The organism is Amycolatopsis kentuckyensis, from assembly GCF_002155975.1.
In the GTDB taxonomy this organism is placed as follows: domain Bacteria; phylum Actinomycetota; class Actinomycetes; order Mycobacteriales; family Pseudonocardiaceae; genus Amycolatopsis; species Amycolatopsis kentuckyensis.
The window spans coordinates 1-9,978 of sequence record NZ_MUMI01000130.1 but is presented as its reverse complement, the minus strand read 5'-3'; the positions used below and the strand labels follow the sequence as shown (position 1 = coordinate 9,978).

General features: G+C 72.4%; 10 protein-coding genes. 4 read left to right on the top strand and 6 right to left on the bottom strand.

Annotation, left to right across the window (positions count from 1 at the left end; all coding sequences use genetic code 11):
• Positions 1 to 85 precede the first annotated feature (85 nt).
• The 4 genes from CCN39_RS14265 to CCN39_RS14250 all read right to left on the bottom strand — a co-directional run bounded on the left by CCN39_RS14265 (position 86) and on the right by CCN39_RS14250 (position 4,647).
• A complete protein-coding gene (locus CCN39_RS14265) occupies positions 86 to 1,222 on the bottom strand; it encodes a toll/interleukin-1 receptor domain-containing protein (protein WP_086842192.1) in 1,137 nt (378 codons plus the stop codon).
• Between the two features lie 90 nt (positions 1,223 to 1,312).
• Entirely contained in the window at positions 1,313 to 2,536 is a 1,224-nt protein-coding gene (locus tag CCN39_RS14260; RefSeq protein WP_086842190.1) for a ribonuclease D, read from the bottom strand.
• A 98-nt stretch (positions 2,537 to 2,634) separates the two neighbouring features.
• Positions 2,635 to 3,351 carry a response regulator gene (locus tag CCN39_RS14255; protein ID WP_033261886.1) on the bottom strand — a complete coding sequence of 239 codons (717 nt, stop codon included), beginning with the start codon at positions 3,349 to 3,351 and terminating at the stop codon, positions 2,635 to 2,637.
• A 732-nt stretch (positions 3,352 to 4,083) separates the two neighbouring features.
• Positions 4,084 to 4,647: a DUF3000 domain-containing protein gene (locus CCN39_RS14250; RefSeq protein ID WP_167455081.1), complete on the bottom strand. Its 564-nt coding sequence runs from the start codon at positions 4,645 to 4,647 to the stop codon at positions 4,084 to 4,086.
• Between the two features lie 102 nt (positions 4,648 to 4,749).
• Here CCN39_RS14250 and hemE point away from each other — a divergent pair, with 102 nt between their 5' ends.
• Genes hemE through CCN39_RS14230 form a run of 4 tightly spaced genes read left to right on the top strand, consistent with a single transcriptional unit; the run spans position 4,750 to position 9,303 of the window.
• Positions 4,750 to 5,820 carry a uroporphyrinogen decarboxylase gene (gene hemE, locus CCN39_RS14245; protein WP_086842186.1) on the top strand — a complete coding sequence of 357 codons (1,071 nt, stop codon included), beginning with the start codon at positions 4,750 to 4,752 and terminating at the stop codon, positions 5,818 to 5,820.
• Complete coding sequence (gene hemG, locus CCN39_RS14240) at positions 5,817 to 7,217, top strand: protoporphyrinogen oxidase (protein ID WP_086842185.1); 1,401 nt, start codon at positions 5,817 to 5,819, stop codon at positions 7,215 to 7,217. The genes hemE and hemG overlap by 4 nt, the downstream gene beginning before the upstream one ends.
• 56 nt (positions 7,218 to 7,273) lie before the next feature.
• Entirely contained in the window at positions 7,274 to 7,966 is a 693-nt protein-coding gene (hemQ, locus tag CCN39_RS14235; RefSeq protein ID WP_086842182.1) for a hydrogen peroxide-dependent heme synthase, read from the top strand.
• A complete protein-coding gene (locus CCN39_RS14230; protein ID WP_086842180.1) occupies positions 7,966 to 9,303 on the top strand; it encodes a CoA transferase in 1,338 nt (445 codons plus the stop codon). Before hemQ ends, CCN39_RS14230 begins: the two co-directional genes overlap by 1 nt.
• On the opposite strand, the gene CCN39_RS14225 is transcribed toward CCN39_RS14230, so the two are convergent.
• Both CCN39_RS14225 and CCN39_RS14220 read right to left on the bottom strand, forming a co-directional pair.
• Entirely contained in the window at positions 9,300 to 9,638 is a 339-nt protein-coding gene (locus tag CCN39_RS14225; RefSeq protein WP_086842179.1) for an SCO6045 C-terminal-like domain-containing protein, read from the bottom strand. The genes CCN39_RS14230 and CCN39_RS14225 overlap by 4 nt on opposite strands.
• The coding region (locus CCN39_RS14220; protein WP_143264036.1) for a multinuclear nonheme iron-dependent oxidase at positions 9,635 to 9,978 on the bottom strand (344 nt) is incomplete at its 5' end. The genes CCN39_RS14220 and CCN39_RS14225, both read right to left, overlap by 4 nt.

Here is a 9,978-nt window from a genome sequence, read left to right as displayed (position 1 = left end):
CAACCCCGATCCGAAGCCAAAACACGGACGGCGACAAGGTGCCGCCGTCCGTAGTCACAATGCCGGCTTCGGGGTGGCGAAAAAGCTAACGAGACCCGCACCCCCGCAGCAAAGTACTGATCGTCCGAGAAAGCTCACACATCGTCCGCATCCCCAGCTGCATGGACTGAGCCCCCACCCGCAGCGGCCGGATGGCCGCCCGCAGCGGAGCATTGATCGCCTCGAGCGGGCGAATCCGCGTCAGGAACTCGGTGATCCGAACCTCCAGCTCCATCAGCCCGTTCAGCATTTCGACGAACTCGTCGTATTCCCGGCGCGCCCGGTCCAGCAGTGCGGGCGTCATGTGCGAATCCATCAGGCGCATGTACGAGCGGATCGTCGAATCGGTTTCCGCGACCGTCGCCTCGAACGCCGTGCCGACCTGCTGGATGTTGACCGCCATCGGTTTGATCGTGTCGGCGGCGCGGACCACCCGCGCCTTGATCGCCTCCGGGGTGAGCCCGGCCATTTCCCCGGTCACCTGGCGCATTTCCTCGGCCAGTTCGTCCAGCGAGTGGCTGATCGCGTCGAACTGCCGCTCCAGCAGCTCGCCGATCTCCGTGAGGTTTTCCTTGTACTCCTGGAGGCCGGGGCCGTCCTTCTCCGGGGTGGCGCCCTCGAGCAGCAGCCGGTCGGATTGCTTGAGTTCCTCCAGGGTCGCTTCCGCCGAGCGGATCGCCTTGATCAGCCGCTCCGCCACCACGTCCATGGTGCGCCGCCATTCCGCGGTGCCCGCTCCCGACAGGACCGCCTCCTTGATGTCGACGTACTGGAGCTTCTCGATGATCCGGATGTTGGCGTCGTCGCTCTGGCCGGTGATGAGCTCGTGGCCCAGCACGATCAGCGGCAGGATCAGCTGGGTGAGGCCGAGCTCGTTCGCCTTGGCGTAGAACGCCGTCAGCTCTTCCCGGCAGGCGCCGCTTTCGTAGAAGTAGTTCATCGAGATGACCGGGATGAACACCATCGCGGCGTTGAGCCCGTCCTGGATCTTCATCCGCCAGTCTTCGCCCCACCCGATGCTTTCGCGATCCACGAACACTTCGATCTTGCGCCCGTGCGCCGACGCGCAGAACTTCTCCAGCGAATTCTTGAGTGGTGTGACGAAATTCAGGAAACTGTCATCTTCGTGGGTGAAGCTCAGAAAGCACTGCACGGCGGGCTGATCGGACATGAAATCGGGCATCGGAAACCTTCGGGCGGTGCGGCGTTTCCGGCGCAGCCTAGGGCAGCGGGTGACCGGGGCCGAAGGGAGGCGGGAATTGTCCCGAATCTGTCAGGACGCGGTGCTCTGCAGGGCCTTGCTGAGCGCGGCGGCGGTCAGCTCCACCTGCCACGGCCGGGCCCCGCCGGCCCGCAGGACCTCCGCCACCGAGTCCTCGTCCGTCTCGGCCGGCGGGCGCCAGCACGTGCGGCGGACCAGGTCCGGCAGCAGCAGGTTCTCCACCGGCAGCCGGCGGTCCTCCGCGATGGCCGTCAGCGCCGCCCGTGCGGCCGACAGGCGGGCCGCCGCGTCCGGGTCCTTGTCCGCCCAGCGGTTCACCGGGGGCGGGCCGTCCGTCGGCTGGGACGGTGACGGGAGCTCCGAGGCCGGCAGGGCCCGGGCCGCCTGGAGGTGGCGCAGCCAGCTCGCCGTGTACTTGCGCTGGACGCGGCCGCTGAACACCGGCAGCGCCTGCAGCTCTTCGACCGTCTTCGGGTCGGCCGTGACGGCGTTGACGATCGCGCTGTCCGGGAGGATCCGGCTCGGTGCGCGGTCGCGCTTGCGGGCCAGCTCGTCCCGCGCCTGCCACAGCTCGCGGACCGCCGCCAGGCCTCGGGGGCTGCGGATCTTGTGCACGCCGGACGTCCGGCGCCACGGCTCGGCCCGCGGGGGCGGCGGCGGGGCCGTCCGCACGTTCTCGAACTCCTGCCGCGCCCACTCCAGCTTGCCCTGGGCGCCCAGCTCCGCTTCCAGCTTCTCCCGCAGCTGGACGAGCAGCTCGACGTCGAGGGCGGCGTAGTTCAGCCAGTCGACCGGCAGCGGCCGCTTCGACCAGTCGGCCGCGCTGTGGCCCTTCTCGAGGGTGTAGCCCAGCAGCAGCTCGACGAGCGTGCCCAGCGCAACGCGTTCGTAGCCCGCCAGCCGGCCGGCCAGCTCGGTGTCGAACAGCGCCGCCGGGCGCAGGTCCAGCTCGGCGAGGCAGGGGAGGTCCTGGGAGGCGGCGTGCAGCACCCACTCCAGGTCGTTGAGGACGTCGCGCAGCGGCTGGAGTTCGCCGTCCAGCGCGATCGGGTCGATCAGCACCGTGCCGGAACCTTCGCGGCGCAGCTGAACGAGGTAGGCCTTGGGCCAGTACCGGTAGCCGGACGCGCGTTCGGTGTCGACGGCGACCGCGCCGGTGCCCGCGGCGAGCTTCGCGCAGGCCTCGGCCAGCGCGGCGGGGTCGGTGACCACCGGGGGCGTGCCCTCGGCGGGTTCGCGTAGCAGCACGGGGCCGCCCGTGGACTCGATCTCCATCCCGGTGTCCTCGGCCTCAGTGCTTCCCATGGTTGACGACCCTACGGGACGGGCATACCGCGCCTGGTCTGCCCGCCCCGCAGGGCTGTTCGCTTGCGTCAGCGGATCACGCCGGCTCGCATGGCCAGCGCCACCATCTGGGCCCGGTCGCCCGTGCCGAGCTTGCGCCCGATCCGGGACAGGTGGGACTTGACGGTGAGGGCGGAGAGCGAAAGCTCCTCGCCGATCTCCTTGTTGGACTGTCCGTCGGCGACCAGCTGGAGCACCTCCACCTCACGAGCGGACAGCTCGCGCGGGGTGTTGTCGGTGCCCGCGACGCGGGTCCCGGTGGCCAGCACCGGAGCCACGCTCGGGTCGGCGTAGACGCCGCCCTCGAGCACACGCCGCACGCCGTCGGTCACCACGACCGGCGACGCGGACTTCAGCAGGTACGCCTGGGCCCCGGCCTGGAAGGCCGAGCGGACCGCGTACGGGTCGTCCGAGGATGCGAGTACGACCACGCGCGGCCAGCCGTGGCTACGGAGTTCCGTAACCAGCTCGATGCCGCTGCCGTCCGGCAGTCCGAGATCGAGGATCGCCAGGTCACAAGGCCCAGTGGCCTGTGCTCGCGCCCTCGCCTCGGCCACCGTGGCGGCTTCGTGGACGGTCCCCGCACCCATCTGTGCGAGTCTTGCTGCGATTGCCTCCCTCAACAGCGGGTGGTCATCGACCACCAGTACCGAAAAAAGCTCTTCCCGCGGGTGCGGAACCATGCTCGCCGGCAACGCGCCGGCTGGCGTGGATCGGACGGCCTGAGAAATGCCGACGGTAGCCACGTCACTACCTCCCTGGAGTCGGTCGTGCCCCCCGACCGGCACCGGGACCTTCGGCCGTTCAGCCGCGCCAGCTTTAGACCGAAAGTGGTGTCGTCGAAGGCACTGTAGCCGTCCTGAGGCCGTTGCGGGGGGATCGAATGGGTATCTATCTCAAACGAACAGTCACTCAGTGGGTTCGTAGTAACACGATCGGGCTAGTACACGGCCGGTTGCTAACGGATAGCCCAGTGAACACGATGCTAAGGAGTTACCGGCGGCCAAATGGCCGTGCAGATGGGGCGTGCAGCTTCCAGTGCGCCTAGTGACGAGGGGCCGGATGGGCTCCCCCGAGCCTCGGAAAGTGGCTCCGGCCGGGCCTTGATCAACTCCGCCGCGAGGTCTCCGCGCGGCTTCCCGAGTGCCTGCCGGGCCCCGGAACTGTGACTGTCCGTGTCTGTCGTGGGGTGATGACGACCCCGGATCCTCGGATTGATCTTGTAGCGGTGCGTGACCGCGGGGAGTCACGAACGAGGAGACGTGAAACGGCCTCGCAGCCTGCGGCGGGCCGCCGGGGTACCCCGGACATCAGCCGAGCCGTTCCGGGCGGCAGGCGGCGTCTGAGGGGCCGGGAGCGAGGTGAACGGCGTTCAGCGGACGTGAATTTTGCTCACATCCGTACAAAGGGCGATCCGGGGACGACGCTCGGCGACCGGCCGTTGCCGATTCGTTGCCGAAGATCGCCCGGACAGCCGCTCAGGAGCCCTGGCGCTGCTCGAAGAGGGTCACGCCGACCGGCGGCAGGCCGACGACGCTCGCCATCACCTGGCAGAAGGCCTGCCCGTGCGGCAGCAGTCCGGCGTCCGTCGGCGTCCACGACGCCCGCAGCTCCAGGTCGTCGGTGCGAGCCGGGCCGGAGATGTCGCCGAAGCGGGCCGACGACGTCTCCGTCACCGTGCCGCCGAGGGCCGTCCAGCTCGCGCCGGACACTTCCAGCGCGTCGGTGAGCCAGGACCAGCCGACCGCCGGCAGGAACGGGTCGGTCGCCAGCTCCCGGTCCAGCTCCGCGCGCACGTACATGACGAGGCGCAGCACGCCGTCCCAGCCGTCCTGGCCGTTTGGGTCGTGCAGCAGGACCAGCCGGCCCGAAGCCAGCACGTCGGCGGGCCCGGACACTTCGCAGCTGACCGCGTACGACCACGGCGCGAGCCGCTGCGGGGCGCGCATCGGCTCCAGCAGCACCTCCCGGCGGGGCCGGACGGACTGCAGCGCCGCGACTGCTTCGCGGAAGAGTTCGGGCACTGGTGTCATCGCGGTCACGCTTCGACTTTAGGGCGGGCACGCCCAGTTGCGGGCGCAGGCGCGCCGAGGCGGTCGCGCCGAGGAACGGCCCCGCCTCGGCTCGTGGCACGATTGACGGCGATGTCTCAGACCACGCCCCTGCCGCGCCCGGCCGCCCCGGCCGCCCGCCGCGAGCTGCCCGAAGCCCCGTTCCTGGCCGCCGCGCGCGGCGAACGCCCGGCCCGCACGCCCGTCTGGTTCATGCGCCAGGCCGGTCGTTCGCTGCCCGAGTACCGCGCGCTGCGCGAGGGCGTGCCGATGCTCGACTCCTGTTTCGATCCCGAAATGCTCGCCGAGATCACGCTGCAGCCGGTCCGCCGCCACGGCGTCGACGCGGCCATCCTGTACAGCGACATCGTGGTCCCGCTCAAGGCCGCCGGGGTCGACATCGACATCGTGCCCGGCACCGGCCCGGTGGTCGCGAAGCCGGTGCGCGACCTCGCCGCCGTGAAAGCGCTGCCGGAGCTGGAAACCGACCAGGTCTCGCAGGTCGCGGCCGGCGTCGAGCTGCTGGTCGAGCGGCTGGGCGAGACGCCGCTGATCGGCTTCGCGGGTGCGCCGTTCACGCTGGCCAGCTACCTCATCGAGGGTGGCCCGAGCCGCAACCACGAGCACACCAAGGCGCTGATGCACTCGTCGCCGGACGTCTGGCACGAGCTGGCCGCACGGCTGGCCGACGTCGCCCTGACGTTCCTGCGCGCGCAGCTCGACGCCGGTGTCGACGCGATCCAGCTGTTCGACTCCTGGGCCGGCGCGCTGTCCGAGCGGGACTACCGCGAGTTCGTCCTGCCGCACTCGGCGAAGGTCCTCGCCGGTGTCGCGGAGTACGGCGTGCCGCGGATCCACTTCGGCGTCGGCACGGGCGAGCTTCTGGCCGCGATGCGCGACGCGGGCGCGGACGTCGTCGGCGTCGACTGGCGGATCCCCCTCGACGAGGCCGTGCGGCGCCTGGGCGGTCGCGCGATCGTGCAGGGCAACCTCGACCCGGCGCTGCTGCACGCGTCCTGGCCGGTGCTGGAAGCCGAGGTCCGGCGGATCGTCGAAGAGGGCAAGGCGGCCGACGGCCACATCTTCAACCTCGGCCACGGCGTGCTGCCCGGCGTCGACCCGGACGTGCTGACCCGGGTGGTCGAGCTGGTGCACGAGCTGTGAAGCGCGTCGCGGTCGTCGGCGGCGGCGTCTCCGGCCTGACCGCGGCGTACCGGCTGCGGCGGCTGCTCGGCGCGGAAGCCGAGCTCACCGTCTTCGAGAAGACGACGGCGCCGGGCGGGAAGCTGCGCACCGCCGAGCTGGCCGGAGTGCCCTACGACGTCGGCGCCGAGGCCTTCCTCGTCCGTCGTCCCGAAATGCTCGCGCTGGTCCGGGAGCTCGGGCTCGACGTCGTGCACCCGACGAAGGCCCGCGCGAAGATCCACGCGGGGGGCGCCGTCATCGGACTGCCGCCCGGCACCGTGATGGGCGTGCCGTCGTCCGCGGAGTCGGTGGCCGGAGTGCTGTCCGAGGCGGGGCGGCAGGCGGTCGAGGCCGAGCCGTCGCTGCCCGAGCTGCGGCTGCCCGGCGGGGACGTGCCGCTGGGGCCGCTGCTGCGCGAGCGCTTCGGCGACGAACTGGTGGACCGCCTGGTCGACCCGCTGCTCGGCGGCGTCTACGCGGGTGGGGCTGACGGCCTCGGCCTGCGCGCGACCATGCCCGGCCTGGCGTCCGCGCTGGCGTCCGGCGCGGGCTCGCTGACCGCGGCGGCCGCCGCCCAGCTGCCGGCGAACCCGTCGACGGCGCCGGTGTTCGGCACCGTCCCGGGCGGCCTGGGCGCGGTGATCGACCGGCTCACCACGGCGTCCGGCGCCGAGCTGCGGACCGGCCTGCCGGTGTGCGAGATCGGGCGGGACGGCGACGGCTGGCGGCTGCGCATCGGCGCGGCGCCGACCGCGCACGCGCCGGCCGACAACACCTTTGAAGCCGACGCGGTGGTCCTCGCGGTCCCCGCGCCCTCGGCCCGCCGGCTCCTGGCCGACCTCGTCCCGGCCGCCTCGGCGGCGTTCGGTGAGGTCGAACTGGCGTCGATGGCGGTCGTGGCGCTGGCGCTGCCGCCCGGCACCGCGCTGCCGGAGGCGTCGGGGATCCTGATCGGCGCCGGCGAAAGCGACGCCTCGGGCAAGCCGTACGCGTCGAAGGCGTTCACGTTCTCGTCCCGGAAGTGGGCGCACTTCGGCACCGGCCCGGTCCTGGTCCGCGGCTCGGTCGGCCGGTTCGGCGAACCGGGCGCGCTGCAGTTCGACGACGTCGAGCTGGTCCGCGTGGTCCGTGACGACCTCGCCCGCCTGACCGGCGTGACGGCGGCGCCGGTCGAGACGCTGGTGACGCGGTGGGGCGGCGGGCTGCCGCAGTACGGCACCGGGCACCTCGACCGGGTGGAGCGGATCGAGAAGGCCGTCGCGGAGGTGCCGGGCCTGGCGATCGCCGGGGCGACCCTGCACGGCGTCGGGCTGCCGGCCTGTGTGGCGACGGCGGAGGCGGCGGCGCAGCGGATCGCGGCGCACCTTTCCGCGTGAGTGCGCTCACCTGACCCGTGGCGGCGGCGCCGTCGCCACGGTGACAGGATGGACGCATGGCGCGGGTCAACTACAACGAGCTCAACGACACCATCCGCTACACCACCTGGTCGGTCTTCCGGATCGAACCGGGCCGGCTGGGCGAGGACCGCGGGACCGCCGGCCGGGAGACCGCCGAGTACCTCGACGGCCTGGAGGCCAAGGGCGTCACCGTGCGGGGTGTCTACGACCTCTCCGCGCTGCGCGCCGACGCCGACTTCATGATCTGGTGGCACGCCGAGGAGATCGAGCAGGTCCAGGCCGCGTACGCCGGGTTCCGCCGGACGCCGCTGGGCCGGGCGTCGACGCCGGTCTGGAGCCAGACCGCGCTGCACCGGCCCGCCGAGTTCAACAAGAGCCACATCCCGGCCTTCCTGGCCGGTGAAGAGGCCCGCAAGTTCATCTGCGTGTACCCGTTCGTGCGGTCCTACGAGTGGTACCTGCTGCCGGACGCCGACCGCCGCAAGATGCTCGCCGACCACGGCAAGGAAGCCCGCGACTACCCGGACGTCCGCGCGAACACCGTCGCGTCGTTCGCCCTGGGCGACTACGAGTGGATCCTCGCCTTCGAGGCCGACGAGCTGCACCGGATCGTCGACCTCATGCGGCACCTGCGCGGCACCGAGGCCCGGCTGCACGTGCGCGAGGAGATCCCGTTCTACACCGGCACCCGCGTGCCGCCCGCCGAGCTCGTCGCGGCTCTCCCGTAGTGCGCGACGTAGTCGAGGGCGTCTGGGACGCCCTGACCGGGACTTCGCCCGGGCCGTTCGAGCTGACCGGGACCGAGGACGTGCTGCCCGGGCCGTACCGGGTCGCGGCGGCCGCCACGGCTTCGGTGGCCGCGGCGACCCTGGCGGCCGGCGAGCTGCTCCGGCTGCGGGACATCGAGCCCGGCGTGGTCACGGCGGACACGCGCCACGCGGCGGCGGCGTTCCGGAGCGAGCAGCTGCTGAAGGTGGACGGCGCCGGAGCGGAATCGGTCTGGGGACCGCTGTCGGGCGACTACCGGACGGCCGACGGCTGGGTCCGCCTGCACGCCAACTACCCGCGGCACGAAGCGGCGGTGTGCTGGGGCCTGGGCGTGCCCGGATCCCGCGAGGCCGTCGAGAAGGCGGTGGCGGGGCGGACCGCGCGGGAGATCGAGCACGCCGTGGTGTCGGCCGGGGGAGCGGCCGCCGAGCTGCGGTCGCCGTCGGACTGGGCGGCGCATCCGCAGGGTGCGGCGGTGGCTTCGCTGCCGCTGGTTGCGCTGGAGCCGCTGGGCCCGGCTCCGAAACGGACCCTGTTCTATTCGGACCGGCCGCTGGGCGGGATCCGGGTCCTGGAGCTGACGCACGTGCTCGCGGGGCCGGTGGCCGGCCGGGTCCTGGCCGCCCACGGCGCCGACGTCCTGCATGTCGGCGCCGCGCACCTCCCGCGGGTCGAGGCGCTGGTGCGGGACACGAACCAGGGCAAGCGGTCGGCGTTCGTCGCGCTCGACACCGAGGGTGGCCGGGCGCGGCTGAAGAAGCTGATCAGCCGGGCTGATGTGCTGGTGCAGTCGTTCCGCCCGGGTGCGCTGGAACGCATCGGCTTCGGGCCCGCGGAGCTGGCCGAGCTGCGGCCGGGACTGGTGGTCGCGGACCTGAGCGCGTACGGCTGGGCAGGGCCGTGGGCGCGGCGGCGCGGGTTCGACAGCCTGGTCCAGATGTCGAGCGGCATGGCGTGGGGAGATCCGCCGTCGCCGCTGCCGGTCCAGGCGCTGGACCACGCCACGGGCTGGCTCACCGCGGCGGCGGTGATGACGGCGTTGCGGCAGCAGGTGGTCGACGGGGGTACCTGGCGGGCGCGGCTGTCGCTGGCCGGGACGGGCCGGTGGCTGGATTCCCTGGGCCGCAAGGACCCGGCGGCGGTGGACGTCGACTACGGCGACCTGCTGGAGGAAGCGGACAGCGGCTACGGGCGGCTGACGCGGGTGCGGATGGCCGGCGGGCTGCCGGGCGCGCAGCCGTACTGGGAGTTCGGGACGCGGGAGCCGGGAGTCGACAAACCGACCTGGACGCCCTAGCGGCGCCGCAGGCGGTCCACCAGCCGCCGCTTCGGCTTCGGCAGGTGGCCGCCCTCGATCAGCCACGTGACGAACTCGTCCGCGTACGCCCCCGAGCGCTCGCTCGCCTTCTTCGGCCGGGCCGCGTTGAACCGGGCGAACAGCGGCCCGAAGCGCTCGCCCAGTTCCTCCGCCAGCTCGGGCCGCTGGTACGCCAGCACCCGGCCGTGCTTCCGGCGCAGCACCCCGGCCTCCACCCGCAGCCGGGCCGGGTCGAAACCCTCCGGGGCCGGGCCGTCGGCCAGCAACGCCTGCAGCAACTCCGCCTGGCGCCGGGCCAGCTCCGCGCGGCTCACCCCGCCACCGCCGTCCGCAACGCCACCAGCTCCGCCGCCAGCTCGTCGTCCGTCGGGTAGTCGTCGTCGCGTTCCAGCAGCACTCCCGGCGGGTCCGTGCGGCGGCGGAGCTCCGTCAGCAGCGAAAGCACCTCCGGCAGCACCGGGTGCGCGTGCGTGTCGTGGTAGACGCCGTCGCGCTCGACGCCGCCCGCCATGTGCACGTACGCCAGCCTCTCCCAGGGGATGCCGTCCAGGAACGCCTCCGGGTCCGTGCCGATGTTGCGGGCGTTGGCGTACAGGTTCGCGACGTCGATGATCAGCCGGCAGTCCGTCCGCTCGGTCAGCTCGGTGAGGAACT

Bases quoted from the DNA above. Each gene is read 5' to 3' on its own strand.
- hemE (WP_086842186.1), top strand. From the start codon at position 4,750: ATGTCTCAGACCACGCCCCTGCCGCGCCCGGCCGCCCCGGCCGCCCGC.
- hemQ (WP_086842182.1), top strand. From the start codon at position 7,274: ATGGCGCGGGTCAACTACAACGAGCTCAACGACACCATCCGCTACACC.
- CCN39_RS14265 (WP_086842192.1), bottom strand. From the start codon at position 1,222: ATGCCCGATTTCATGTCCGATCAGCCCGCCGTGCAGTGCTTTCTGAGC.
- CCN39_RS14260 (WP_086842190.1), bottom strand. From the start codon at position 2,536: ATGGAGATCGAGTCCACGGGCGGCCCCGTGCTGCTACGCGAACCCGCC.